This window comes from Pararhodobacter aggregans (genome assembly GCF_003075525.1).
Lineage (GTDB): Bacteria > Pseudomonadota > Alphaproteobacteria > Rhodobacterales > Rhodobacteraceae > Pararhodobacter > Pararhodobacter aggregans.
On the sequence record NZ_QDDR01000001.1, the window covers coordinates 483,680 to 508,218 of the forward strand.

Annotated in this window: 21 protein-coding genes; 8 read left to right on the top strand and 13 right to left on the bottom strand. The window is 68.0% G+C overall.

The window, feature by feature from the left end:
• Window positions 1-95 precede the first annotated feature (95 nt).
• The gene (gene bmt, locus DDE23_RS02490; RefSeq protein WP_107749797.1) at window positions 96-1,136 is read left to right on the top strand and encodes a betaine--homocysteine S-methyltransferase; all 1,041 of its coding nucleotides are present in this window, start codon (window positions 96-98) and stop codon (window positions 1,134-1,136) included.
• 4 nt (window positions 1,137-1,140) lie between these two features.
• On the opposite strand, the gene DDE23_RS02495 is transcribed toward bmt, so the two are convergent.
• Entirely contained in the window at window positions 1,141-1,512 is a 372-nt protein-coding gene (locus DDE23_RS02495; protein WP_107749798.1) for a nuclear transport factor 2 family protein, read from the bottom strand.
• A gap of 128 nt (window positions 1,513-1,640) precedes the next feature.
• On the opposite strand from DDE23_RS02495, the gene DDE23_RS02500 reads away from it, so the two are divergent.
• Window positions 1,641-3,476 carry a M3 family oligoendopeptidase gene (locus tag DDE23_RS02500; RefSeq protein WP_107749799.1) on the top strand — a complete coding sequence of 612 codons (1,836 nt, stop codon included), beginning with the start codon at window positions 1,641-1,643 and terminating at the stop codon, window positions 3,474-3,476.
• A 57-nt stretch (window positions 3,477-3,533) separates the two neighbouring features.
• Here the strand turns inward: DDE23_RS02500 and DDE23_RS02505 are convergent, their stop codons facing one another.
• From DDE23_RS02505 to DDE23_RS02525, 5 genes are all read right to left on the bottom strand, one after another.
• Window positions 3,534-5,291, bottom strand: coding sequence for a SulP family inorganic anion transporter (locus DDE23_RS02505; RefSeq protein ID WP_107749800.1), 1,758 nt, complete (start codon window positions 5,289-5,291; stop codon window positions 3,534-3,536).
• Window positions 5,292-5,328: 37 nt separating this feature from the next.
• The gene (locus tag DDE23_RS02510) at window positions 5,329-7,008 is read right to left on the bottom strand and encodes a bifunctional protein tyrosine phosphatase family protein/NAD(P)/FAD-dependent oxidoreductase (protein ID WP_107749801.1); all 1,680 of its coding nucleotides are present in this window, start codon (window positions 7,006-7,008) and stop codon (window positions 5,329-5,331) included.
• Between the two features lie 334 nt (window positions 7,009-7,342).
• Window positions 7,343-8,410: a 4-oxalomesaconate tautomerase gene (locus DDE23_RS02515; RefSeq protein WP_107749802.1), complete on the bottom strand. Its 1,068-nt coding sequence runs from the start codon at window positions 8,408-8,410 to the stop codon at window positions 7,343-7,345.
• Window positions 8,411-8,507: 97 nt separating this feature from the next.
• A complete protein-coding gene (locus DDE23_RS02520; RefSeq protein WP_107749803.1) occupies window positions 8,508-9,179 on the bottom strand; it encodes a 4-carboxy-4-hydroxy-2-oxoadipate aldolase/oxaloacetate decarboxylase in 672 nt (223 codons plus the stop codon).
• 155 nt (window positions 9,180-9,334) lie between these two features.
• Window positions 9,335-10,069 (bottom strand): PIG-L deacetylase family protein, encoded by a 735-nt coding sequence (locus tag DDE23_RS02525; RefSeq protein ID WP_107749804.1) that lies wholly within the window; start codon window positions 10,067-10,069, stop codon window positions 9,335-9,337.
• A 121-nt stretch (window positions 10,070-10,190) separates the two neighbouring features.
• Here DDE23_RS02525 and DDE23_RS02530 point away from each other — a divergent pair, with 121 nt between their 5' ends.
• Together DDE23_RS02530 and DDE23_RS02535 are read left to right on the top strand one after the other, a co-directional pair.
• Window positions 10,191-11,033, top strand: a complete 843-nt coding sequence (locus DDE23_RS02530; RefSeq protein WP_107749805.1) for an NAD(P)-dependent oxidoreductase — start codon at window positions 10,191-10,193, stop codon at window positions 11,031-11,033.
• Window positions 11,030-12,205 (top strand): LysR family transcriptional regulator, encoded by a 1,176-nt coding sequence (locus DDE23_RS02535; RefSeq protein WP_107749806.1) that lies wholly within the window; start codon window positions 11,030-11,032, stop codon window positions 12,203-12,205. Before DDE23_RS02530 ends, DDE23_RS02535 begins: the two co-directional genes overlap by 4 nt.
• 121 nt (window positions 12,206-12,326) lie before the next feature.
• Here the strand turns inward: DDE23_RS02535 and DDE23_RS02540 are convergent, their stop codons facing one another.
• From DDE23_RS02540 to DDE23_RS02570, 7 genes are all read right to left on the bottom strand, one after another.
• The gene (locus tag DDE23_RS02540) at window positions 12,327-13,907 is read right to left on the bottom strand and encodes an acyl-CoA dehydrogenase family protein (protein WP_202863199.1); all 1,581 of its coding nucleotides are present in this window, start codon (window positions 13,905-13,907) and stop codon (window positions 12,327-12,329) included.
• Window positions 13,904-15,205, bottom strand: coding sequence for a TRAP transporter large permease (locus tag DDE23_RS02545; RefSeq protein WP_107749807.1), 1,302 nt, complete (start codon window positions 15,203-15,205; stop codon window positions 13,904-13,906). Before DDE23_RS02545 ends, DDE23_RS02540 begins: the two co-directional genes overlap by 4 nt.
• Window positions 15,202-15,696, bottom strand: a complete 495-nt coding sequence (locus tag DDE23_RS02550) for a TRAP transporter small permease (protein ID WP_107749808.1) — start codon at window positions 15,694-15,696, stop codon at window positions 15,202-15,204. The genes DDE23_RS02545 and DDE23_RS02550 overlap by 4 nt, the downstream gene beginning before the upstream one ends.
• Window positions 15,697-15,771: 75 nt before the next feature.
• Window positions 15,772-16,896 carry a TRAP transporter substrate-binding protein DctP gene (dctP, locus tag DDE23_RS02555; protein WP_107749809.1) on the bottom strand — a complete coding sequence of 375 codons (1,125 nt, stop codon included), beginning with the start codon at window positions 16,894-16,896 and terminating at the stop codon, window positions 15,772-15,774.
• 31 nt (window positions 16,897-16,927) lie between these two features.
• The gene (locus DDE23_RS02560; protein ID WP_272947866.1) at window positions 16,928-17,809 is read right to left on the bottom strand and encodes an amidohydrolase family protein; all 882 of its coding nucleotides are present in this window, start codon (window positions 17,807-17,809) and stop codon (window positions 16,928-16,930) included.
• The gene (locus DDE23_RS02565; RefSeq protein ID WP_157957957.1) at window positions 17,800-18,276 is read right to left on the bottom strand and encodes a MarR family winged helix-turn-helix transcriptional regulator; all 477 of its coding nucleotides are present in this window, start codon (window positions 18,274-18,276) and stop codon (window positions 17,800-17,802) included. Before DDE23_RS02565 ends, DDE23_RS02560 begins: the two co-directional genes overlap by 10 nt.
• Window positions 18,277-18,280: 4 nt before the next feature.
• The gene (locus tag DDE23_RS02570) at window positions 18,281-19,054 is read right to left on the bottom strand and encodes a crotonase/enoyl-CoA hydratase family protein (RefSeq protein WP_107749811.1); all 774 of its coding nucleotides are present in this window, start codon (window positions 19,052-19,054) and stop codon (window positions 18,281-18,283) included.
• A gap of 156 nt (window positions 19,055-19,210) precedes the next feature.
• On the opposite strand from DDE23_RS02570, the gene DDE23_RS02575 reads away from it, so the two are divergent.
• From DDE23_RS02575 to ligM, 4 genes are all read left to right on the top strand, one after another.
• Complete coding sequence (locus DDE23_RS02575) at window positions 19,211-21,043, top strand: feruloyl-CoA synthase (protein WP_107749812.1); 1,833 nt, start codon at window positions 19,211-19,213, stop codon at window positions 21,041-21,043.
• Between the two features lie 3 nt (window positions 21,044-21,046).
• Window positions 21,047-21,808 (top strand): SDR family NAD(P)-dependent oxidoreductase, encoded by a 762-nt coding sequence (locus tag DDE23_RS02580; RefSeq protein ID WP_107749813.1) that lies wholly within the window; start codon window positions 21,047-21,049, stop codon window positions 21,806-21,808.
• A 331-nt stretch (window positions 21,809-22,139) separates the two neighbouring features.
• Complete coding sequence (locus DDE23_RS02585) at window positions 22,140-22,892, top strand: GntR family transcriptional regulator (RefSeq protein WP_107749814.1); 753 nt, start codon at window positions 22,140-22,142, stop codon at window positions 22,890-22,892.
• 106 nt (window positions 22,893-22,998) lie between these two features.
• The gene (ligM, locus tag DDE23_RS02590; RefSeq protein WP_107749815.1) at window positions 22,999-24,411 is read left to right on the top strand and encodes a vanillate/3-O-methylgallate O-demethylase; all 1,413 of its coding nucleotides are present in this window, start codon (window positions 22,999-23,001) and stop codon (window positions 24,409-24,411) included.
• Window positions 24,412-24,539: the final 128 nt, after the last annotated feature.

Here is a 24,539-nt window from a genome sequence, read left to right on the forward strand (position 1 = left end):
CGCAGGGTGCATTTGCGCTGCGCCCGGCGATATGCGACAAGCCAGAAGATTGACGCGCCGCGCACCGCGGCGCGTTTTGCATTGCCGAGGTAGAGATGTCCGTTTCCCGCGATCCCCTGTCCGTCCTGCTGGCCGAACGCGGTTTCCTGTTGGCCGATGGCGCCACGGGGACCAATCTGTTCAACATGGGCCTCAGTTCTGGCGAGGCGCCGGAATTCTGGAACACCGAATACCCCGAGCGGATCCACGCGCTCTATGCCTCGGCGGTCGAGGCCGGGTCGGACCTGTTCCTGACCAACACCTTCGGCGGCAACGCCAGCCGCCTGAAACTGCACGAGGCGCAGGGCCGGGTGCGCGAGCTGAACCGCATCGGGGCCGAGATCGGGAGCGAGGTCGCCGACAAGGCGGGGCGGAAGGTGCTGGTCGCGGGCTCGATGGGCCCCACGGGCGAGATCTTCGCGCCGATGGGCACGCTGACCCATGAGGTCGCGGTCGAGATGTTCCACGAACAGGCCGAGGGTCTGAAGGAAGGCGGCGCCGATGTCCTCTGGGTCGAGACGATCTCGGCGCCCGAGGAATACAAGGCCGCGGCCGAGGGCTGCTTCCTGGCGGGCATGCCCTTTGTCGGGACCATGAGCTTCGATACCGCCGGGCGCACCATGATGGGCGTGACCTCGGCCGATTTCGTCAAGCTGGTGGGCAAGCTGGCGCATCCGCCGGTGGGTTTTGGCGCCAATTGCGGCACCGGGGCCTCGGACCTGATGCGCACCGTCCTCGGCTTCGCCGCGCAGGGGCCGGAACTGCCGATCATCGCCAAGGGCAATGCCGGCATCCCGAAATACGTCGACGGCGCGATCAAATATGACGGCACGCCCGATCTGATGGCCGATTACGCGGTGCTGGCGCGGGATGCGGGCGCCTCGATCATCGGCGGCTGCTGCGGCACGATGCCCGAGCACCTGCGCGCCATGCGCGAGGCACTGGACACCCGCCCGCGCGGCGAGCGTCCGACGCTGGAGCAGATCACCGCCGCGCTGGGTCCGTTCAGCTCGGCCTCGGACGGGACCGAGGCGCCGGGCTGCGGCGATCCCTCGCATAACCACGGCCGCGAACGCCGCGGGCGCCGCCGGAGCTGAGGCCTCAGACCTCTTCGACCAGCCGCTGAATGAGCCCGTCAGGGCGCAGCCGGAACGAGACGGCGCCCCGGCTGCGCCGCTCGATCCCGGGGCCGGGATGCTCGACCACGGCGATCTCGACCAGCGTCGTCTCCCCGGCGCTGCGGATCTCGCGCAATTCCCAGCCGCGGCGGGTGGGCGCCTGCATCTCGTGCCCGATCAGCGCCGCCACGGCGGACAGGCCGCGGGCCTCGGCGGTGACCTGGCCATCGTCGATGCGGGTCAGGTGGATGTCGGGCGCAAGGCAGGCCAGCATCGCCGCCACGTCGCCCCGATGCATCGCCCCGACGAAGGTGCCGATCAGCGGCGGCAGTTCCGGGGTGGGCGTGTCGGGCATCGGCGGCTCCTTGCGGGTCGGGATTCAGTCTAGCGTGGCCGGGCGTCCTGTCCAACGCGCAAGGCCCCGCGCTTGCACGCCGGGGTCGCGGCGACTACATCTTGGCCAACCCAAAGAGAAGGTGACCCATGTTCCGACTGCCCGCGCTGACCGAACTCCGCCGTTTCGATGCCGATCTGTCGGGAAAGGCGCTGGGAAAGCTGCCGGAATGGGACCTGACCGACCTTTATCCCGCGCCCGATGCGCCCGAGGTTGCCCGCGATTTCGACTGGCTGGACAAGGCCTGCGCCGATTTCGCCGCGACCTATGATGGCAAGCTGGCGGGGCTCGACGCCGCCGCGCTGCTCACATGCATCGAGGATTATGAGGCGATCGACATCACCGCCGGGCGGCTGATGAGCTACGCGGGTCTGCGCTATTACCAGATGACCACCGACAGCGAGCGCGCCAAGTTCATGGCCGATGCGCAGGACCGGGTGACGGTGGCGACCACGCCGCTGGTCTTTTTCTCGCTGGAACTCAACCGGCTGGACGACAGCCGGATGGAGGCGCTCCTCTCGGCCAACGAGGGGCTGAACCGCTACCGCCCGGTGATCGAGCGGATGCGCGCCATGCGCCCGCACCAGCTGTCCGACGAGCTGGAGAAATTCCTGCACGACCAGTCGACGGTCGGCGCCGCCGCCTGGAACCGTCTGTTCGACGAGACGATGGCGAGCCTGTCATTCGAGGTGGAGGGCGAGGAAGAGCCGCTGCCGCTGGAGGCCACGCTGAACCTGCTGACCGACCCGGCGCGCGCCAAGCGCGAGGCCGCGGCGCGGGCGCTGGCGGGCGTTTTCGAGAAGAACATCCGCCTCTTTGCCCGGGTCCACAACACGCTGGCCAAGGAAAAGGAAATCTCCGACCGCTGGCGCAAGATGCCGACGCCGCAGACCGGGCGGCACCTGTCCAACCATGTGGAACCCGAGGTGGTCGAGGCGCTGCGCGACGCGGTGGTCGCGGCCTATCCGCGCCTCTCGCACCGCTATTACGCGCTGAAGGCCAAATGGCTGGGGCTCGAGCGGCTGGAGATCTGGGACCGCAACGCGCCCCTGCCGATGGAGAGCCCGCGCCTGATCGGCTGGGACGAGGCGAAATCCATGGTGATGGAGGCTTACGGCGCCTTCGATCCGCGCATGGCCGAGCTGGCCGAACCCTTCTTCGACAAGGGCTGGATCGACGCGGGCGTGAAGATGGGCAAAGCCCCGGGGGCCTTTGCCCATCCTACGGTCACCACCGTCCACCCCTATGTGATGCTCAACTACCTCGGCAAACCGCGCGACGTGATGACGCTGGCGCATGAGCTGGGCCACGGCGTCCACCAGCGGCTGGCGGCGGGGCAGGGGGAATTGCTGTCCTCGACCCCCCTCACGCTGGCCGAAACCGCGTCCGTCTTCGGTGAGATGCTGACCTTCCAGAAGTTGCTGGCGGGGGCCAAGACCAAGGCCGAGCGCAAGACGCTGCTGGCCGGCAAGGTCGAGGACATGATTAACACCGTGGTCCGCCAGATCGCGTTCTACGATTTCGAGTGCAAGCTGCACGCGGCGCGACGCGAGGGGGAACTGACCCCGGACGATATCAACGTGCTCTGGATGTCGGTGCAGGCCGAAAGCCTGGGCCCGGTGTTCCGCTTCATGGACGGATACGAGACCTTCTGGTCCTATATCCCGCATTTCGTCCACTCGCCCTTCTACGTCTATGCCTATGCCTTCGGGGATGGCCTCGTGAACGCGCTCTATGCCGCCTATCGCGACGCGCCCGAAGGGTTCCAGGACAAGTATCTGGACATGCTGAAGGCGGGCGGCTCGATGCACCACAAGGAGCTGCTGGCGCCCTTCGGCCTTGATGCCTCGGACCCGGCGTTCTGGGACAAGGGTCTGAGCATGATCTCGGGCTTCATCGACGAGCTGGAGGCGATGGAGGACTGAGCCTCTCGGCCTCGCGCGTCCGAGAAACGGCCCCCGATCCGGGGGCCGTTTCGCGTTTCAGGCATTGGCGGCGACGGTCGAGGGCGCGGGCACCGGCCGCGGCGCCCCGGTCAGGCTGCGCCAGGCGTCGTATTGCGACTGAAAGACACGGCCGTTCAGATCGTCCAGGAAATGCGTCTTGTGCAGGCGGTCCATCACCGGGCCCTTCACCTCGGACAGGTGGAAGCCGATGCCCAGATCCTTGAGGCGGGTGTTGATCGCCTCCAGACTCTCCAGCGCCGAATAATCGATGGCGTTGACGGCGGTGCACATCAGGACCACGTGGCGGATCGGGCAATCCTGGGCGATGCGGTCCTGCACCAGATCCTCCAGAAAGCGGGCGTTGACGAAATAGAGGCTCTCATCCACCCGCAGGCTCAGGATCTTGGGATCCGTCTCGACCTTGTGGCGGTTGATGTTGCGGAAATGCTGGGTGCCGGGGACCAGACCCACCTCGGCCACATGCGGGCGCGAGGTCTTGTAGAGGTGCAGGCCGATGGACAGGATCACCCCGGCCGAGACCCCCGTCTCCACCCCGAAACCCAGCGTCAGCAGGATGGTGGCGGCGACGGCGAAGAAATCGGCGCGCGAGTATTTCCAGGTCTTGCCGAGGATCGAGAAATCCACCAGCGACAGCACGGCGACGATGATCGTCGCGGCGAGCGTGGCTTTCGGCAGGAAATAGACCAGCGGCGTCAGGGCCACGGCAGCGATGGCCAGACCCACGGCGGTGAAGGCCCCGGCGGCCGGCGTCTCGGCGCCCGCGTCGAAGTTCACCACCGAGCGGGCGAAGCCCCCGGTCACCGGATAGCCGCCGGTGAAGGCCGCGCCGAGGTTGGCGGCACCCAGACCGATCAGCTCCTGATCCGGGTCGATGCGCTGGCGCTTCTTGGCGGCCAAAGTCTGCGCGACCGAGATGGATTCGACGAAGCCGATCACCGAGATCAGGATCGCCGGGACCAGCAGCTGTTTCAGCAACTCGGGCGAGAAGGAGGGCAGGGTCAGCGGCGGCAGCGATTGCGGCACCTCGCCCACCACCGAGACACCACGGTCGGTCAGGCCAAGGCCCCAGGTCAGCAGCGTCGTCACCAGCACCGCCGCCACGGGGCCGGCCTTGGTCAGCACATCGGCCATCCGGGGGCCGAGACCCAGCGCGCGCAGGCGGGGTTTCAGGCCCTTCCTGACCCAGAAGAGGAAGGCCGTGGCGCTGATGCCGATGGCCAGCGTGATCGGGTTGGTCTGGCCCAGATGCGAGACCAGCGATTCCAGCACCTCGATCAGCGTGTCGCCGCCGCCGCCGATCCCCAGCACATGCTTCAGCTGGCTGGCGGCGATCAGGATGCCCGAGGCGGTGATGAACCCGGCGATCACCGGATGCGACAGGAAATTCGCCAGGAACCCCAGCCGGAACACCCCCATGGCCAGCAGGATCGCCCCCGACAGGAACGCCAGCGTCAGCGCCGCGAGCGCGTAACCCATGGTCCCCGCCTCGGCCACCTGACCGACCGCAGCGGCGGTCATCAAGGACACCACGGCGACCGGCCCCACCGCCAGCGCCCGCGAGGTGCCGAAGATCGCGTAAAGCACGATCGGCACGATCGAGGCATAGATCCCGGCCTCGGGCGGCAGACCCGCCAGCAGGGCATAGGCCAAGGATTGCGGGATCAGCATGATGGTGACGATCACCGCGGCGATCAGGTCGTTGGACAGCGCGTCGCGGTCATAGCGGCGGCCCCAGTCCAGCACGGGAACGTATTTGGCAAGACGGAAGGACATGGTTCAGGCTTTCTGGGTCAGTCTCGGGTCGTATCGTTCAGGCAGAGGGGGCGGTGACCTTCTCGGGCTTCACCATCCATTCCTTGCCGCGCAGCATGCCCCGCCAATAGACCGGCGGCAGCAGTTTTTCCTTGAGCAGCCAGGCGGCGCGGCTGGGTTTCGTGCCGTCGATGACGACTTTCGGGAAGGAGGGCAGCAGGGCCCCGCCATAGCCGAATTCCGCCAGCACGATCTTGCCGCGCTCGACCGTCAGCGGGCAGGAACCATAGCCGTTGTAGAGCGCGGACGGCGAATGCCCGTCGATGTCGTCGGCCACATTCTGCGCCACCACCGGCGCCTGCATCCGTGCGGCCGCCGCGGTCTTGGCATTGGGCGCGTTCATCACATCGCCCAGCGACCAGATATTGTCATGGGTCTTGTGCCGGAGCGTCGCCTGATCCACGTCGACCCAGCCCGCCGCATCGGCCAGAGGCGAGACGCGGATGAAATCGGGCGCCACCTGCGGCGGCACGACATGCAGCATGTCGAACTCCATCGTCACGGTCGTGGGCTCGGTCTCGGGCTTCGCCACGCGGAAGGTCGCGGTCTTGGCCGGGCCGTCCACGGCGATGAGATTGTGAAAGAAATTCAGGTTGATGCCGTATTTCTTCACATAGGATTCCAGCGCCGGGACGTAATCCTTGACGCCGAACAGCACCCCGCCCGCGTTGTTGAACTGGATGTCGATATCCTTTAGCACCCCGCGTTTCAGCCAGGCATCGGCGCTGAGGTACATCGCTTTCTGCGGCGCCCCCGCGCATTTGATCGGCATCGGCGGCTGGGTGAAGATCGCCCGCCCGCCCTTCAGCCCCTGCACCAGCTGCCAGGTATAGGGCGCGAGGTCGTAGCGGTAGTTCGAGGTCACGCCGTTGCGGCCCAGCGTCTCGTGCAGCCCCTCGATCCGGCCCCAGTCGAGCTTCAGCCCGGGGGTGACGATGAGACGGGTGTATTTCACCACCCTGCAGCCGTCGAGGATGACGGCGTTGTTGGCGGGCTCGAAAGCGGCGACGGCGGATTTGATCCAATGGACGCCGGAGGGGATCAGGCTGCCCATGGTCCGCGCCGTGGTCTGCGCCTCGAAGATGCCGCCGCCGACCATGGTCCAGCCGGGCTGGTAATAATGGATGTCGGCCGGGTCGATCAGGGCGATGCTGAGGTCGGGCTTGCGCGTCTTCAGCGAGGCCGCGACCGAGATCCCGCCCGCCCCCGCGCCGACGATCACCACGTCGAAACTTGCGTCCCCGGTGTCGGTGGGCGTCCGCCCGCCATTGGCGATGCGCCGCGCCACGCCATTCATGTCATAGCCCGCGGCCTTGGCGGCGGCGAGGATCTCGGGCAAGGGGCGGGTTTTCGCCTCGGCCAGCGACCAGAGCGTGGCCGAGCGGGTGCCGGTCCGGCAATAGGCCAGCACCGGCCCCGGCAGGTCGCGCAGCGCCGCGCCCATGGCCTCGGCGTCGGTGTCCTGGACGAGGCCCGGCGTGACGGGGATATAGCGCGCCTCCATCCCGGCGGCCTGCGCCGCGGCCTCGATCTCGGCGAAACCGGGCTGGTCGGGGGCCTCGGCATCGGGGCGGTTGCAGACGATGGCGCGGAAGCCCTGCGCGCGGGCCAGCGCCACATCGGCCACAGAGATCTGCGGCGCGACCGAGAGGGTGTCGGAAATCTTCCTGGGTTCCATGGGTCTTGTCCTTCCGAAGACAGGGGCCGGCGCCCGGCCGGGGCGTATGAAGAGGCGCCTCGGCTACCGCTTTTGCCGCTGCCGGTCAGTGATCTAGTCACTAGATATACTGAAATTCGTATTTTGGAATATGTTTTTTCGGCCAAGAGCGGGATTTTTTGCCTGACCGGTCCGGGGAAGGGGGCGCCCCCCGGGGTGACGCAAAAGGCGGGGGGCTGCCGCTCCAAGTGACTCGGAAGGCGGGGGGCTGCCGCCCCCCGGGCCCCCCGCTTCAAGGAGGGTTTTCCACCCTCCTTGAAAATCCTCCCGAGGATATTTTCAGAACGAAGAAGCCTCAGGCGTGCGGAAAGACGCGGCCGTCGAACAGCTTGCGCGCGGTGCGCAGCGTGCCTGCGCCGGTGACCGTGCCGGTGGCGTCGGTCTCGATCAGCACCTCGGCCGCGCCGGTCGGGTGCTCGATCAGGTAGCGGCCATCCGAGGGCAGGCTCGCGAGTTTCGCGGCGGGCGACCCTTCGAGCGTGCAGGCGGTGGCGACGCTGACCGCGGCGAAAACCCCGATCGAGGCGTGGCAGCGGTGGGGGATGAAGCTGCGGGTGCTGATCGCGCCGCCGTTGCGGGCACGCGAGACAAGGGTCATCTTCGGCACCGATTTGTCGGTCACGTCACCGAGGTTCATCAGCGGCCCGACCTGCAGGCGAATCGCCTCCAGCTTCGCCTTCAGCGCGCTGTCGCCATCCAGCGCCTCGCGGCTTTCCTCGCCCGTCAGGCCGAAGGCCGCCGCTTCCATGATCACGCAGGGCATGCCGTTGTCGATCAGCGTGCAGTCCACCCCGTCGATCACGTCGACGATGTTGCCCGAGGGCAGGAGGCTGCCGCACATGGAGCCTGCGATGTTCTGGAACATCAGCGGCACCGCCGCGTGGCTGCCCGGAACGCCGTCGATCCGCGCCTCGCCCCGGTAGCTGACCTTGCCGCCCGGCGTCTGCACCCGGGCCAGCGCCACCTCGCCGGTGTTCAGCATGTGGATCCGTACCGGTGTCTCGTCACCGGCGGGTGCGACCAGCCCGCGCTCGATCGCCGCCGGGCCGACACCGGCCAGGATATTGCCGCAGCCCTGCGCGTCCGAGACCAGCGCCTGGTCGACATAGACCTGCAGGAACAGGTAATCGACATCCGCATCAGGCCGCGAGGCCGGGGCCAGGATCGCCACTTTCGAGGTCAGCGGATCCGCGCCGCCGATCCCGTCGATCTGCCGCGCATCGGGCGAGCCCATGATCGCCAGCAGCAGCGCATCGCGCGCCGCCGTATCGCGGGGCATGTCGGCCGCCAGAAAATACGCCCCTTTCGAGGTCCCGCCCCGCATCCAGAGACACGGGATTCCCTCTTCGACCGGATCGCCCATCTTTGTTCTCCAAATATCCACGGGGGGTTTCCAAAGGGGGGAGCGTGCTCCCCCCTTTGGCGAGGGGGCGCGGGGGGCGAGAAGCCCCCCGCTTGCGTCAGATGTACTTCAGGCCCTTTTCCTCAAGCCGCGGCCGCATCTTGTAGATGTCGAGCCCCAGCTCGCCCGAGGCCAGCTTGACCCGCTTGGCCTCTTCGGCGTCGAGCCGCGCCTGCGCCGCCTTCGCCACCTCGGCTGCCTTCTCGCGCGGCACGATCACCACGCCGTCGTCATCGGCGATGACCACGTCGCCCGGATTGACCAGCGCGCCGGCGCAGACCACGGGCACGTTGACCGACCCCAGCGTCTCCTTCACCGTGCCCTGGGCCGAGACCGCGGTCGACCAGACCCCGAACCCCATGCCGCGCAGGTCGCGCGTGTCGCGCACGCCCGCGTCGATGATCAGCGCCTTGCAGCCCCGCGCCATGGCCGAGGTCGCCAGGAGGTCGCCGAAATAGCCCATGTCGCAGGGCGAGGTCGGGGCCAGCACCATCACATCGCCCGCCTGCAACTGCTCGATCGCCACATGGATCATCCAATTGTCGCCGGGGGGCGCCGAGATGGTCACGGCCGAGCCGCAGATCGTCAGATCCTGCTGGATCGGGCGCATCTTGCAGCCCATGAGGCCGGTCCGCCCCTGCGCCTCGTGCACGGTGGCGACGCCCGCCTTGCCGAGCGCTTCGATGATCGCCTTGTCGGCGCGGTCGATTGTCTGGACGACGACTCCCATGGGTCAGCCTTTCTGTGCGGCAAAGATTCTCGGCGCGGGGCCGGATCGGGTGGGGGCCCGCAGGCCCCGAAACAGGCGGGGGCACCGTCGGCCGGTGCCCCCGTGACCCCCCGGCGCGGGCTTGCAACCGCGCGGGGGCAAGGGGGCCGCTGGCCTCAGAGTTCGTCCACCGTGCGCGGGAAGATCGACTCGAAACCCTCGGCATATTTGCAATCGCGCCCGCCGGACATGCCGCCCGAGTTGCGCTTGAAATGGTTGGCCCGCTGCTGGGCGACGCGGGTGTAATAATCCCACAGGTGGACCTGGCCGTTCATGTGCTCCATGGCGGCGCGCTTCTTTTCCCAGACCGGGGTGATGTCGAGGAAGACCGAGGGCTTCCAGCCCATCTGTTCGGTCTGGTGCGGCTCGAACAGATAGACCTGCGGCGCGCCCAGCACTTTCTCGCCGGGGTTATGGCCCCAGGCCTGGGCGGTGGCGCGGCATTCCAGCACGATCTGCGTCGTGTTCATGTGGTCCGAGTTATAGGGGTCCCAGCGCGAATGCGACATCAGGAAGGCGGGCTGCACGTCGCGCATCACCTGCACCAGCTTCATGCGGTCGTCGCGGGTGAAATCCATCGGGTAATCGCCGAGGTCGAATTCCACCAGATCATGCACGCCCAGCACCTTGGCGGCGGCCTCGGCCTCGGCGCGGCGGATCGATTTCACCTCGTCGAGGGTCTTGCCCTCTTTCCACAGCTTGGCGCTTTCGCCGCGCTCGCCATAGGAGAGGCAGGCGACGGTGACGTTGTAGCCCAGTTCGGCATGCAGCGCGATGGCGCCGCCGCAGCGCCAGACGAAATCGGCGGCATGGGCGCTGACGATCAGCGCGGTCTTTTTCTTCTCGGTCATGGAAAGCTCCTCCGGATCTGGGCGCAATCTGCGCATCCGGCGGGCGGAAGTCCAATCCGAAAGCCGTGCGCCGGTATAAGAGAGTGCTATAGTCATGCCCGGCAGAAGGACGGAGGCAGCCATGCAGACCCTCGCATTCATCGGCTTCGGCGAGGCCGGACAGGCCTTTGCGGGCTCTGTCGCGCAGCCCGCGCGGGTCACGGGATTCGACCTGAAGGACCGCGCCGCGGCCATGGCCGGGCTGGGGGTCGAGGCCGCGCCCGACCGCGGGGCGGCGCTGGCTGGGGCCGGGGCGGTCTGGTGCCTCGTCACCGCCGACCGGGCCGAGGCCGCGGCGCGGGAATGCGCGCCGCATCTGGCGCCGGGCACGCTCTGGTTCGATGGCAATTCCTGCTCGCCCGGCACCAAGGCCCGCGCCGAGGGGGTGATCGAGGCCGCGGGCGGGCGCTATGTCGATGTGGCGATCATGGCGCCGGTACATCCGTTGCGCGCCGCCGTGCCGCTCCTGATCGCGGGGCGGCATGCCGCAGCGGCCGAGGCGGCGCTCCGGGGCCTTGGCATGCAGCCAACCGTGGTGGGCGGGACGGTGGGCCAGGCCTCGACCATCAAGATGCTGCGCTCGGTGATGGTCAAGGGGATCGAGGCGCTGACCGCCGAATGCGTGCTGGCCGCACGGACCGCCGGGGTCGAGGGCAAGGTGCTGGCCTCCCTGCAGAAATCGGACCCGGGCTTCGACTGGACGGCGCGCTCGGCCTATAACCTCGAACGGATGGCCGCGCATGGCATCCGCCGGGCCGCCGAAATGCGCGAGGTGGCGAAGACGCTGGCCGAGCTGGGCCTGCCCGACCGCATGGCCGCTGCGACCGCGCTCTGGCAGGACCAGCTCGGCGCGCTCGGCGTGCCGATGGAGGACGAAGGCCTCGACGCCCGCGCCGATGCGCTGCTGGCGGCGCTGCGCGGGTGACACCCAACCTGCGCCACCTGCGGGTGTTCCTGGCCGTGCTCGACACCGGCACGGTGACCGGGGCGGCGCGCGCCTGCCACGTCTCGCAACCCGCCGCCTCGCAGGCCATGGCCCGGCTCGAGGCCGAGGCGGGATTGCCGCTCCTCAACCACGGGCGCGACGGGGCGGGGCCGACCGAGGCCGGGCGCGCCTTCGGCAGGCGGCTCCGCCGGGCGCTGGGGCGGCTCGACGCGGCGCTGGGGGCGGTGGCGCCGCGGCTGGTGCTGACCGCGACCCGGGCGCAGCTGACGGCGCTGATCGCGGTGCGCGACGCCGAGAATTTCACCCTCGCCGCGCACCGGCTGGGCCTTGCCCAGCCCAGCGTCCACCGCGCCGTGACCCAGCTCGAATCCGATGCCGGGCGCCCCCTCTTCCAGCGCAATGGCCGCCGCATGCAGCCGACCCGCGCCGCCGAGGTGCTGGCCGATGCCGCGCGGCTCTGCTTTTCCGAACTCGACCAGGCGGCGGCGGATCTGGGCGAGATCTCGGGGCGCGAGGCCGGGCGCATCGTCATCGGCGCCATGCCGCTGTCGCGCTCGATCGTCCTGCCCCGGGCGCTGGCCGAGTTCCGCCGCCTGCGCCCGTCCACGGCGCTGAGCGTGGTCGACGGCCCCTACGAGGATCTGCTGGCCGGGCTGAGGCGGGGCGAGATCGACCTGCTGATCGGCGCGCTGCGCCAGCCCGCCCCGGTGCCCGATGTGACCGAGGAACGGCTGTTCACCGACGATCTGGTGCTGGTCGCGCGCCCGGGCCATCCGCTGCTGGCCGCGCCGCTGACGGTATCGGCGCTGACCGGTTTCCCCTGGATCCTGCCCCGCGCCGACACGCCCTCCCGCGCCCATTTCGAACAGGCGCTTGTCGCGCTCGGGGCGGGGGATCTGCCGCGCCCGGCGCTCATCGAATGCGGCTCGGCGATCCTGATGCGGGAATTGCTGCGCCTGTCCGATCACATCGGCTGCATCAGCCGCCTGCAGGCCAGCGCCGAGATCGCGCTGGGCGCCTTGGTGCCGCTGGATCTGGCCCTGCCGGGGTCGGCGCGGCCCATAGGCCTCAGCCACCGGGCCGACTGGCTGCCGACGGCCGCCCAGGCCCGGTTCGTGGCGATCCTGCGCGCCCTCGGGCAGGGCCTGTGACCCGCTCCCGAGGGGCGTCTTTGCGGGCGGACTACGCCCCATCTTTGTTCTTCAAATATCCCGGGGGGTGCGGGGGGCTGGCCCCCCGCCTTGGTCGCCCGAGGAACGAGGGCGAAACCCCTCAGGCCTGCATCGGCGCCTCGGCCTTGGCGATGTGGAACGCCATCAGCGCCGGGGCGGCGGCGAGGAAATGCCGGGCCTCGGGCGTCCCGGCGATGCGGCACGACAGCCAGGCCTGCACCGCCACCCAGCCCGCGCGCAGCACGCCATCCGCCATCCAGGCCTGCCGGTTGCGGTCAGGCTCGGTCGCGGCACGGGCGATGAAGGCGGCGAAGCTCTCGACCACGGCCAGCGCCTCCGGGTGGCCCGCGCATTCCGCCCGGGCGCGGGTCAGGAAGACCCCCAGCGCCTTGCCGCCGTCGCCCAGCGTCTGGCGCAGGAAGAAATCCTGCCCCTGCATGCCGGTCGTGCCCTCGTAGATCGCGTAGACGCGGCTGTCGCGCAGCGATTGCTCCAGCGGGTAATCCCGGGTGAAACCCGCGCCGCCCAGTACCAGGATCGACTTCGCCGCCGTGTCGAAGGCCAGTTCCGCGCCGAAATTCTTGATGAGCGGCAGCATCCAGGCGGTGAAGCGCGCCAGATCCTCGTCCCCGGCCGACAGATCCGCCGAACAGGCCGCTTCCAGCAGCGCCAGCCGGTAGAGGTCGATGGCGCTTTTCATCTCGATCAGCTGGCGGCGCACATCCGGGTGGGTGAAGATGGCGACCGGCGGCTCCTTGGGATTGCCGCCCTGGCGGCGGTCCTGCGCGTGCTGGGCCGCAACATCGTAGCATTTCAGCGCCGCCCCCAGCCCCTGACAGGCGACCGACAGCCGCATGTGGCGGATCATCGAGAACATCTGCGGCAGGCCGCGCCCTTCCTCGCCGATGAGGCGCGCGGGCGCGTCCTCGAATTGCAGCGCGCAGGTGGGCGAGCCGTGCAGGCCCATCTTCTCTTCGATGCGCTCGCAGGTGACGCCCGGCCCGCGTTCGACCAGAAACAGCGACAGGCCCCGCGTGCCGGGCGCGTCGCCGGTCCGCGCCAGCAGGCAATGGCCGATGCGCTCCCTCAGGTCATGGTCGCCGAAGCTGATCCAGATCTTCTGGCCGCTGACCCGCCAGCTCCCGTCCGGCTGAGGCACCGCCCGGGTGCGGATGCGCCCCACGTCCGAGCCCGCGCCGGGCTCCGAGATGCAGATCGTGGCCGAGCGTTCGCCCGCCGCCAGTGCCGGCACCCAATCGTCGCGGATCTCGGGCGCGGCCCAGTCGGTCAGCAGCAGCGCCGCCGAGCGGGTGCTGACCACCGCCATGTTGAAGGCCGGGCAGGCGCGGTCGAACATCGGACCCGAGGCGGCGTAGAGCGCCAGCGGCATCCCCATCCCGCCCAGCTCTTCCGAGACCTCAAGCCCCATCCAGCCGCCCTCGGCCAGCGTGTCGAAGGCGGCGTGATAGGCCTCGGGCACCCGGACGCGACCGTCCTCGAAGCGCGCGCCCTCGCGGTCGGCGGGGATGTCGAGCGGCGCCACGACCTGCTCGGCGACCTTGGCGGCCTCGGTCAGGATCGAATCCAGCGTCGCATCGTCCAGCGCGCCCCGGGCGCGGCTCCAGTTCGGGGTGCGCGAAAGGGCGTCGCGCATCGCCTCGGCGTCTTGGCGGTAGGTCACATCAGGCTCGGCAGGTAGAGGATGAAGGCGGGGAAGGCGATCGACAGGATCACCACGACAAGGTCGGCGCCAAGGAACGGCACCACGCCCTTGAAGATCTGCGTCACCGTGGCGTATTGGCTGGCCACGTTGCGGATGACGAAGACGTTCATCCCCACCGGGGGCGTGATCATCCCGATCTCGAGCAGTTTCACCAGCAGGACGCCGAACCACACCAGGTCGATGCCTTCGGCGCGGAAGATCGGCAGCAGCACCGGCAGCGTCACCATCATGGCGCCGAAGGGCTCCATGAACATGCCGAGGATCAGGTAGATCACCACGACCACGGCCATCAGCTGCCAATAGGGCAGGTCGGCCCCGGCGACGAAGTTGGACAGGAAGCCGGACAGGCCGGTGAGGCCCAGGAAGCGGGTGAACATCGCCGCGCCGACACCGATGATGAACAGCGAGGCCGAGGTCTGCAGCGTCTCGATCATCGAGATGCGGAAGATGCTCCAGGTCAGGCGTTTCGTCACCAGACCGATGACCAGCGATCCCAGCGCCCCGACCGCGCCCGCCTCGGTGGCGGTGAAGGTGCCGGTGAAGAGGCCGCCGAAGACGACGCCCATCAGCAGCAGAACCGGCCAGATGTTGAGCAGCGCCTTCTTCGTGTCCAGCCCCTCGGCATCCAGCGGCCGGGGCGGGGCGATGTCGGGGCGCAGCCAGCAGGTCAAGAGCACGATCACCGAATACGAGATCGCGGTGACGATGCCGATGGTGATGCCGCCGACGAAGACCTTGGTGATCGAGGTCTCGGCGAAGACGCCGTAGACGATCATCAGGATGGACGGCGGGATCAGCGCGCCGATGGTGCCGCCCGCGGCGATGGAGCCCGCGGCGAAGCTGGGCGAATAGCCCGAACGCACCATTTCCGGGATGGCGATCCGGCCCATGGCGGCGGCGGTGGCCAGGGACGAGCCGCAGACCGCGGCAAAGCCCGAACAGGCGAAGATGGACGAGATGGCGAGCGCGCCGGGCACCCGGCGCAGCACCGCCTTTGCGGCCTCGAACAGCCCGGCGGTCAGGCCCGCGTGGTAGCTGACGAAACCCATCAGCAGGAACATCGGCACGGCCGAGAGGGTCCAGTTGGCGATGAACGAGAAGGGCGTGTTCGAGACGATGCCGATGGCGGGCGTCAGCCCCAGCATCCAGGCCACGCCCCCGAACGAGACGCCGATCAGCCCGATGGCCACCGGCACCCGCAGGGCCAGCAGCACGAAGAGGACGGCGACGCCCATGAAACCGACGGTGATGCTCATACGCGCGGATCCTTGAGGGGCGAAACGAGACGGATGAAGGTGACCAGCGCGGCGAGGCCGAAGCCCAGCGGCGGGATCCAATAGGCGGGCCAGGTCAGCACGCGGACGTTATTGGCCATCAGGAAGCTGCCGGTCGCGGAATTGCGGATGGCGACCTGCCAGGTGACATAGGCCAGCACCCCGTAGACGATCATCGAGATCAGCGAGACGATGCGGTCCGACAGGCGCTTGACGAAGGGGCTCATGAAGCCCTCCAGCACCTCGACCTGCACCATGCCGCCGGATTTCTCGACCCAGGCGAGCGGGATGAAGGCGAGCGCGACCATGTAATAATTGGTCACCACCTCGAAGGTGGCGGGGATCGGGCGATTGGTGAGGTTGCGCAGGGTGATGTCGGCGGCGACATGCAACATGAGGGCGATGGTGGCGATCGCTCCCAGCAGCGCGAGCAGCGACAGTGCCGCGTCCTCGATCCGTTCCAGACGGTTCATCGGAAGCTCCGGTTGCCTTGCGGGCCAAGCAGGACAGGGAACCGCCGGGCCCGGAAGGGGCCCGGCGGTCGGGGATCACTGGCCGTAGGTGGCGTAATCGACGTTCGCCCAGACCGCGTCATAGACGCGCTGCGCCATCTGCACCGGGTCGTTGTCGACCTCGATGGCCACGGCTTCCCACTGGGCATAGAGCTCCTGGAAGCGGGCGATGCGCTCGGCGGCATCGGCGATGCCGAAGCGCTCCTGGGCGATGGTCGCGGCGGTCGCGGCCTCGGTGGCGACGAACTCCTGCACGGCGGCGACGAAGGCGTCATCGGCCTGATAGAGCTCGATCCCGGCGGCGCGCGCGGCTTCTTCCGCCTCGGCCGGCATGGTGTGGCCCCAGCGGTTGGTGAAGTCGGCGTTGGCGCGGTTCGCGGCCCGGGCCATGGCGGCGCGGTCCTCGACCGAGAGTTCCGACCAGGTCTGGCCCGAGGTCATGAAGTTCGAGGTCGCCTGATAAAGGCCCAGCGGCAGGAAGGTCACGTGACGGATCACGTCGACCAGCCGGAACGAGATCAGGTCGGCGATCGAGGCCATCGAGCCGTCGACCACGCCCTGGCTCACCGCCTCGAAGGTGTCGTTGACCGAGATCTGCGCGGGCACGGCGCCGAAATGCTCGGCGAAGCGGGCCCAGGGGCTGCCGCCCGAGCGCAGGCGCAGGCCTTGCAGGTCCTCGACCGAATGCACCGGGCGGGTCGAGAGGATCTCGTAGACGTCGGACGCGCCCGAGCCCAGATAGACGAAGCCGAAATCATGCAGCTCCTGCAGGCAGGGCTCGCATTCGACGATCCACTGGGTCATCGCCGCGGCGGCGGCCTGGCTGTTGCCCGAGGTGAGCGACAGCTCGCCCGCCAGCGACATGTGCGGCAGTTCGGCCGGGAAGTAGAGGGGCAGGAAGTTGCCGACCTCGGCCACCTGGCTTTGCAGCGCGTCCTTCATCTGGCCGAGGTTCACCACCTCCGGGCCCAGCATCGTCGTGCCGAGGCGGCCTTCGGATTCCTCGGGCAGGTATTGCGCGAAGTTGGTGTAGAGCACGCCGTTCGCGGGGTGCGCGGGCGGTGCGGCCGGGGCGATGCGAAGGACGCGGTCCTGCGCGGCGGCGCTGAAGGCGAGGACCGACGCGGCCAGCGTCAGCCCGGCAAGTTTCGTGAGTTTCATCATTGGTCTCCTCCCAAGGACGCCCGATTGCTCAGAGGTTCAGCAACCTCTTCGCGTTTTCTTTCAGGATGAGGGGGCGCACCTCGTCCCGAAAATCGGCTTTCTCGAAATCGGCGAGCCACCGGTCGGGGGTGATGGCCGGCCAGTCCGATCCGAACAGCATTTTCTTGCGCAACATGGTGTTGGCGTATTGCATCAGGATCGGCGGGAAATACTTCGGCGACCAGCCCGACAGGTCGATGTAGACATTGGGCTTGTGCGTCGCGACAGACAGCGCTTCCTCCTGCCAGGGGAAGGAGGGATGCGCGAGGATGATCTTCAGGTCGGGGAAATCGACCGCCACATCGTCCAGATACATCGGGTTCGAGAATTTGAGCCGCATCCCCATGCCGCCCCGCATCCCCGATCCGACGCCGGTCTGCCCGGTGTGGAAAAGGGCAATGGCGCCCTCGTCCTGGATCGCCTCGTAGAGGTCATAGGCCATGCGGTCGTTGGGGTAGAAGCCTTGCATGGTCGGGTGGAACTTGAAGCCCTTCACGCCGAAGTCGCGCACCAGCCGCCGCGCCTCGCGCACGCCGACCTTGCCCTTCCAGGGGTCGATCGAGGCGAAGGGGATCAGGATGTCGTCGTTCTCGGCGCAGATCTGGGCGACTTCCTCGTTGTGATAGCGCCGGAAGCCCGTCTCGCGCTCGGCATCGACCGGAAAGATCACCGCGGCGATGCGGCGCTCGCGGTAATAGGCGGCGGTATCCTGCACGGTCGGCAGCATGCCCTCGGCGCCGGCCGGGTTCTTGAAATAGGCGGCCATGCCGGACTGGAACTCGTTATAGCCATCATCCCGGCACGAGTCGCAGGGCTCCTCGGCATGGGTGTGGATGTCGATGGCGATGATATCGTCGAGATTCAGGGGCATTCGGGATCCTCGTTGAAGGACAGTTTCTTGAGCAGCGCCAGAAGCGTTGCATTCTCGGCATCGGTCAGCCCGATGCGTTCGGCGCGGTGGACCGACAGGAACCGCGCGTGATGCCGGTCGACATGGGCCTGGCCCGCTTGCGTCAGCGCCAGCCGGACCGAGCGGCGGTCCTCGGGCGGGACCGTGCGCTTGAGGTATCCCGCGCGGACCAGTCGCTGCACCAGCTTGGTCATATGCGCGGGCTTGATGTTCAGCGTCCGGGCCAGCGAGCCCTGTTTCAGCCCGGGGTTCATGCCCACGACCTGAAGCACGGTGTATTCGCCGGGCCGGACATCGGTCCCGGCGAAATCGCGGAAGAACTGGTCATAGGCCCGGGTCTGGGTCATGCGCAGCATGAAGCCCACCGACTCGTTCAGCGCGCCCAGCTCGACCGTTTCCTCGTCCGTCAGGGGGAAGGGCGCGTTCATCGCCTCACCCGTTCGGGTTGGTGACCTTGCCTGCCTTTTTCGACAGGAAGGCATTCAGCCGCGCTTCCGCCTCGGGCGAGGTTGCCGTGAACGAGGCGATGAAACTTTCGACAAACAGACCGTCTTCCGAGCCCATGTCATTGATCCGCGGCAGGGCGTGGATGATGGCATAGGTCGAGATTTCGGCATTGGTGGCGGCATGCTTGGCCAGCTCGATGGCCTTGGCCAGCGCCTCGCCCGCATCGACCACGTAATTGGCGATGCCCCAGCGTTCGGCGGTGTCGGCATCGACCGAGCGGCCGGTGAGCATCAGGTCGGTCATCCGCGACACGCCCATCAGCCGCGCCGAGCGCACCGAGGCGCCGCCGCCGACGAAGATCCCGCGCTGCCCCTCGGGCAGGGCGAAGAACGCCGTCCGGTCCGCCACGCGCACATGCACCGACGAGGCCAGCTCCAGCCCGCCGCCGACCACCGCGCCGTGCAGCGCCGCGAACCACGGCAGCTTGCCGCGCTGGATGCGGGCGAAGACCTCGTGCCAGCGGCGCGAGCCGTGCACGCCTTCGAACGGGGTCTTCTTGACGTGTTCGGCCAGATCGAGCCCGGCGCAGAAATGCGGGCCATGGCCGTGGATCACCGCGGCTTTGGCGCGCGCCTCGACCTCGGTGATGACGTCGTTCAGTTCTTCGATGAACGCGTCCGAAATCGCGTTGCGCTTCTGCGGACGATTCAAGCCCACAACGGCGACATCGCCGTTATACTCAAGTGTGAGGTATTCCATGTCGTGCCCTGTCGCCCTGACGTGTCTGTGGTGGCGAACCGCTCCCCCCGGGCCGATTCCCGAGGAAGTATCCGCGCAAAAAGTATCCGTGTAAACAAACATTCGCTATCCGGGGAAATTGTATCCATGTAAACTTTCTCTCGGGAGGAAGGCATCATGACAGAATCACCCTTGCGCGCCGTCAGGCTGTGGCAACCGGATATCGACTGGGAGCGCCGGGACGACGGCTCAATCCTGATCTGGCAGAACGGCAAGCTGGGCGCGTATCCGCACCGGATCTCGGACCGCATTCATCACTGGGCCGAGCGGACGCCCGAGCGTACCTGGATGGCCGAGCGCGGCGCCTCGGGCGATTGGGAGCGGGTGAGCTTCGCCGAAATGCTGGCGCGGGTGCGCGCCATCGGTCAGGCGCTGCTCGACATGGGGCTGTCCACCGAGCGGCCGCTCATCATCCTGTCGGCCAATTCCGTGGCCCATGCGCTGATGGCGCTGGGCGCGCAATATGTCGGCATCCCCTCGGCCGCCATCGCCCCCGCCTATTCGCTGGTGGCGGGCGAGTTCGGCAAGCTGATCTCGATCCGCGAACAGATCACCCCCGGCGCCGTATTCGTCGAGGATACCGCCCCCTTCGCCCGCGCCGTGGGCGAGGTCTTCGGCGATCTGCCGCTGCTGGCGGTGCGGGGCGCGGGCGTGACGCTCGACTGGGCCACGCTCAATGCCACCCCGGTAACGCCCGCCGTCGACAAGGCCAATGCCGCGACCGGGCTCGATACGGTGGCGAAATTCCTCTTCACCTCGGGCACCACGGGCAGCCCCAAGGCGGTCATCACCACGCAACGCATGCTCTGCGCCAATATGGAGCAGGTGGTCGATTGCTACGCCTTCCTCAAGGACGAGCCGCCGGTGATCCTGGACTGGGCGCCCTGGAACCACGTTGCGGCCGGGAATCTGGTGTTCAACGCGGCGATCTGGAACGGCGGCACCTTCTATATCGACGGGGGCCGGCCCACGCCGCAGATGATGCCCGAGACGATCCGCAACCTGCGCGAGGTCGGCACCAACTGGTATTTCAACGTGCCCTTCGGCTACGAGATGCTGGTCGAGGCGATGGAGGACGATCCCGACCTCGCCCGCGCCTTCTTCTCGAAGCTGAAGTTCAAGTATTACGCCGGCGCCGCCATGGCGAGCCACACCTGGGAGGCGCTGGAGCGTCTGGCCCAGAAGGCCACCGGCGAGCGGATCCAGCTGGGCACCGGGCTCGGATCGACCGAAACCGCGCCCTTCGCGCTTTTCAACACCGATCCCGATGCGGCCCCCGGCAATCTGGGCGTGCCCGCCAAGGAGATCTTGCTGAAACTGGTCCCGACCGAGGGCAAATGGGAGGCCCGCGTCAAGGGCCCGAACGTGACTCCCGGCTATTGGCGCAATCCCAGGCTGACGGCCGAGGCCTTCGATGACGAAGGCTTCTATTGCCTCGGCGACGCGCTGCGTTTCGCTGATCCCGAGGATCCCTCGAAGGGCTTCTTCTTCGACGGCCGCGTGGCCGAGAACTTCAAACTCTCGACCGGGACCTGGGTCGGCGTCGGTGCGCTGCGCGCCAAGCTGACCGACGCGCTGGGCGGCTATGCCCGGGACGCGGTGATCGTCGGCGAGGGCGAGGATTGGCTGGGCGCGCTGCTGGTGCCCTTCCGCCCCGCCATCGAAAAGCTGGTGCCGGGCGGCGAGGCGATGGCGGATGCCGATCTCTTCACCCATCCGACGCTCAGCGCCGAACTGGCCAAGCGGCTCGCGGCCTATAACGCCACCGCCACCGGCTCGTCCCTGCGCGTGCCGCGGGTCATGATGATGGTCGATCCCCTCAGCATCGACCGGGGCGAGGTGACGGACAAGGGCTCGGTCAACCAGCGCGCCGTGCGGGCGCATCGGGGTGATCTGGTGGCGGCGATCTACGCGGGCGATGCGCGGGTGATCGAAAGCGGAAAGGCATAAGCGATGCAGATCGAGGGAATATCGGCGCTGGTCACCGGCGCGGGCTCGGGCCTCGGCGAGGCGACGGCGCGGATGCTGGCGGCGCGGGGCGCGAAAGTCTGCGTGCTGGACCGCGACGCCGGGAAGGGCAGGGCGGTGGCCGAAGCCATCGGCGGGATCGCCGCGGCCGGGGACGTGACCTCCGAGGGCGACGTGAACGCCGCGCTCGACGCGGCGGGGGCGGCGCATGGCGTGCCGCGGATCGTGGTGAATTGCGCCGGCATCGGTACGGCGGGCCGGGTGCTGGGCCGCGAGGGGCCGCTGGCGCTGGAGGTCTTCCAGCGCACCATCACCGTCAATCTGGTGGGCAGTTTCAACGTGCTGCGGCTTGCCTCGGCGCGGATGGCCACGGCCGACCCGCTGGAGGATGGCGAGCGCGGCGTGGTGATCAACACCGCCTCGGTCGCGGCCTGGGACGGCCAGATCGGCCAGGCCGCCTATGCGGCATCGAAGGGCGGGATCGTGGCCATGTCGCTGCCCATCGCCCGTGAACTGGCGCGGGTCGGCGTCCGGGTCAACGTGATCGCGCCGGGGATCTTCCTGACGCCCTTGCTCTACACCCTGCCCGAGGAGGCGCAGAAGGCGCTCGCCGCCGACATCCCCTTCCCGCAGCGGCTGGGCGATCCGGCGGAATTCGCCGATGCGGTTTGCTTCATGGCCACCAACCGCTACGTCAACGGCGAATGCCTGCGTCTGGACGGCTCGGTCCGGCTGAAGGCGAAATGACCTTGCCGCGCCGTCGCGCGGGTTGAGAGACCCGGGAGGGTTTTCCACCCTCCCCCAGCCGCGCCACGGGCGCGGCCTTCTCGGCTGAAACGTGCCACTGGCACGTTTCCGAGACGCCGATCACCCACCCGGAGGATATTTAGGGAACAAAGATGCGCGGTTAAGAGGTCCTTAACGCCCCATCTTCGTTCTGCAAATATCCTCGGGGGTGAATTCGGCGTAGCCGAAGAGGGGGCAGAAGGCCCCCTCACGCCCTCACGCCCCGCGCGCCGGAAAGGGTTTGCGGCGCCTTCGGGAATGTATACATTCACTGTATACACCGGGGGGAACCATGGCCGAATCCAAATCCGTCAACCTGACCAAGCGCGCGACCTACGAGCTGCGCCAGCGGATCATCCACGGCGGATTGCCCGGCGGCACGCGGCTTTACGAGGTGGCGCTGAGCGAGGATCTGCAGATCTCCCGCACCCCCGTGCGCGAAGCCATGTCGCGGCTGGCGGAGGAAGGCCTGCTGGAGCGCGCGCCCGGCGGCGGCTTTCAGGTGCGCAGTTTCACCCTGCGCGATGTGACCGACGCCATCGAACTCAGGGGCGTGCTGGAGGGCACCGCCGCCCGCCTCGCCGCCGAGCAGGGCGCCGAGCCCCGCGCGCTGGCCGAGATCGGGGCGATCCTCGACCGGCTCGACGCCTGTTTCGCCACCGGCACCGTGGGCGCCATCGATTTCGACGGCTACAGCGAGCTGAACGCGCAATTCCACACCCGGCTGGCGGAATTGTGTCAGAGCCCGGTGATCCTGCGCGAGCTGGAGCGGGTGAAATCGCTGCCCTTCGCCTCGCCCTCGGCCTTCGTGCTGGGCTCGAACGAGAACGCGCGCTCGTTCCATTCGCTGGTCGTGGCGCAGGTGCAGCACCGGGCCATGGTCCAGGCCATCGAACGGCGCGAGGGGGCGCGGGCCGAGGCCATCGCCCGCGAACACGCCCGCATTGCCCGGGCGAACCTGGAATCGACCTTCGTCACCGATGCGCAGACCCCCGAGGCGATGCCCGGGATCGCGCTGATCGTGCGCGAGGGGCGGCCGGGGTGATGCATACAAATTGATGCCGATCCGCCGCGGATCGGTCGAATCCGCTTGCAAAGGCGGCCCCCTCTGAGCAATGTGTATACATTCTTGCCTTGGGAGGAGAATCGAGATGGCTGCTACCAGCCTTGAAGCCCTGATCGCGGAGAAGGGCGGCAACCCCGTCGACATCCTGCGCAACTCGAAGATCGGCATGTATGTCTATCCGGTCGTCGCGCCTGAATTCTCGAACTGGCGTGTCGAACAGGAAGCCTGGCGCCACAGCGCGGTGCTGTTCGACCAGTCGCACCACATGGACGAGGTCATCGTCGAAGGCCCGCAGGCCACCGAATTCCTCGCCTATCACGGCATCAACGCCTTCGGGAATTTCGGCCTGAACCGCGCCAAGCACTATGTGCCCGTGACCCCCGCCGGCCATGTCATCGGCGACCACATCATTTTCCGCGAGCGTGAGGACAAGTACGTTCTCGTCGGCCGCGCGCCGACCTCGAACTGGCTGATGTTCGCCGCCGCCTACGGCAAGTGGAACGTCCGCCTGCGCTATGACCCCCGTTCGCCGAGCCGCCCCGAGGGCGAACGCGTCCTGCGCGAGCATTACCGCTTCCAGATCCAGGGCCCCGATGCGGGCGCGATCTTCGAGAAGATGAACGGCGGCCCGATCCCGGACATCAAGTTCTTCCACGTTGACTGGATCAACATCGGCTCGAAGAAGGTGCAGGCGCTGCGTCACGGCATGTCCGGCGCGCCGGGTCTGGAGATCTGGGGTCCCTACAAGGACAAGGATTACATCCACTCGACCGTGATGCAGGCCGCCCGCGACGCCGGCGTGAACCTCGTGCAATGCGGCTCGCGTGCCTATTCGACCAACACGCTGGAATCGGGCTGGATCCCCTCGCCGCTGCCCGGGATCTACACCGGCGACGGCATGACCAAGGCCTTCCGCGAATGGCTGGGCACCGATATGTACGAAGCCGCGGGCGCCATCGGCGGCTCGTATGTCTCGAACAATATCGAAGACTATTACGTCAACCCGTTTGAGCTGGGCTACGACTTCTACATCGGCTGGAAGAAAGACGATTTCGTCGGCAAGGCCGCGCTGGAGAAGATCAAGGCCGAGGGTCCGAAGCGCAAGAAGGTCACGTTCGAATGGAACCGTGACGATGTGCTGAAGGTCATCGCCTCGTCCTTCGAGCAGGGCACGCCCTACAAGTGGATCGACTTCCCGCAGCCGAACTACGCCTCGTCCTCGGCCGACATGGTCTGCAAGGAAGACGGCTCGATGGTCGGCATGTCGATGTTCAACGGCTATTCGTTCAACGAACGCTGCCTGCTGAGCCTCGGCGTCGTGTCGACCGACGTGCAGGTCGGCGACGTGCTGACGCTGAAATGGGGCGAGCCCGAGCCGACCGGCAAGACCTCGACCGAGAAGCACAAGCAGGCGGATATCCGCGTTCGCGTCTCGCCGACGCCCTATTCGGCGGAAGCGCGCACCAACTACGCCGACAGCTGGCGGACCCGCAGCTAAGACCGGACAGGACGGCGGCGGGTCACCCCGCCGCCGTCTCCGCTTTGGCCGGGCGGCGTTCTGCGCCGTCCACGCCGCATCGGGCGGGCGCCCTGCCGGGGAGGCAGGTATAGCCCGGTCTTATGCCC

Bases quoted from the DNA above. Each gene is read 5' to 3' on its own strand.
- DDE23_RS02570 (WP_107749811.1), bottom strand. From the start codon at position 19,054: ATGGAATACCTCACACTTGAGTATAACGGCGATGTCGCCGTTGTGGGC.
- DDE23_RS02505 (WP_107749800.1), bottom strand. From the start codon at position 5,291: ATGTCCTTCCGTCTTGCCAAATACGTTCCCGTGCTGGACTGGGGCCGC.
- DDE23_RS02525 (WP_107749804.1), bottom strand. From the start codon at position 10,069: ATGACCGAGAAGAAAAAGACCGCGCTGATCGTCAGCGCCCATGCCGCC.
- ligM (WP_107749815.1), top strand. From the start codon at position 22,999: ATGGCTGCTACCAGCCTTGAAGCCCTGATCGCGGAGAAGGGCGGCAAC.
- DDE23_RS02530 (WP_107749805.1), top strand. From the start codon at position 10,191: ATGCAGACCCTCGCATTCATCGGCTTCGGCGAGGCCGGACAGGCCTTT.
- DDE23_RS02520 (WP_107749803.1), bottom strand. From the start codon at position 9,179: ATGGGAGTCGTCGTCCAGACAATCGACCGCGCCGACAAGGCGATCATC.
- DDE23_RS02575 (WP_107749812.1), top strand. From the start codon at position 19,211: ATGACAGAATCACCCTTGCGCGCCGTCAGGCTGTGGCAACCGGATATC.
- DDE23_RS02565 (WP_157957957.1), bottom strand. From the start codon at position 18,276: ATGAACGCGCCCTTCCCCCTGACGGACGAGGAAACGGTCGAGCTGGGC.
- DDE23_RS02585 (WP_107749814.1), top strand. From the start codon at position 22,140: ATGGCCGAATCCAAATCCGTCAACCTGACCAAGCGCGCGACCTACGAG.
- DDE23_RS02580 (WP_107749813.1), top strand. From the start codon at position 21,047: ATGCAGATCGAGGGAATATCGGCGCTGGTCACCGGCGCGGGCTCGGGC.
- DDE23_RS02510 (WP_107749801.1), bottom strand. From the start codon at position 7,008: ATGGAACCCAGGAAGATTTCCGACACCCTCTCGGTCGCGCCGCAGATC.
- DDE23_RS02495 (WP_107749798.1), bottom strand. From the start codon at position 1,512: ATGCCCGACACGCCCACCCCGGAACTGCCGCCGCTGATCGGCACCTTC.
- DDE23_RS02545 (WP_107749807.1), bottom strand. From the start codon at position 15,205: ATGAGCATCACCGTCGGTTTCATGGGCGTCGCCGTCCTCTTCGTGCTG.
- DDE23_RS02515 (WP_107749802.1), bottom strand. From the start codon at position 8,410: ATGGGCGATCCGGTCGAAGAGGGAATCCCGTGTCTCTGGATGCGGGGC.
- DDE23_RS02550 (WP_107749808.1), bottom strand. From the start codon at position 15,696: ATGAACCGTCTGGAACGGATCGAGGACGCGGCACTGTCGCTGCTCGCG.
- DDE23_RS02500 (WP_107749799.1), top strand. From the start codon at position 1,641: ATGTTCCGACTGCCCGCGCTGACCGAACTCCGCCGTTTCGATGCCGAT.
- DDE23_RS02560 (WP_272947866.1), bottom strand. From the start codon at position 17,809: ATGCCCCTGAATCTCGACGATATCATCGCCATCGACATCCACACCCAT.
- dctP (WP_107749809.1), bottom strand. From the start codon at position 16,896: ATGAAACTCACGAAACTTGCCGGGCTGACGCTGGCCGCGTCGGTCCTC.
- bmt (WP_107749797.1), top strand. From the start codon at position 96: ATGTCCGTTTCCCGCGATCCCCTGTCCGTCCTGCTGGCCGAACGCGGT.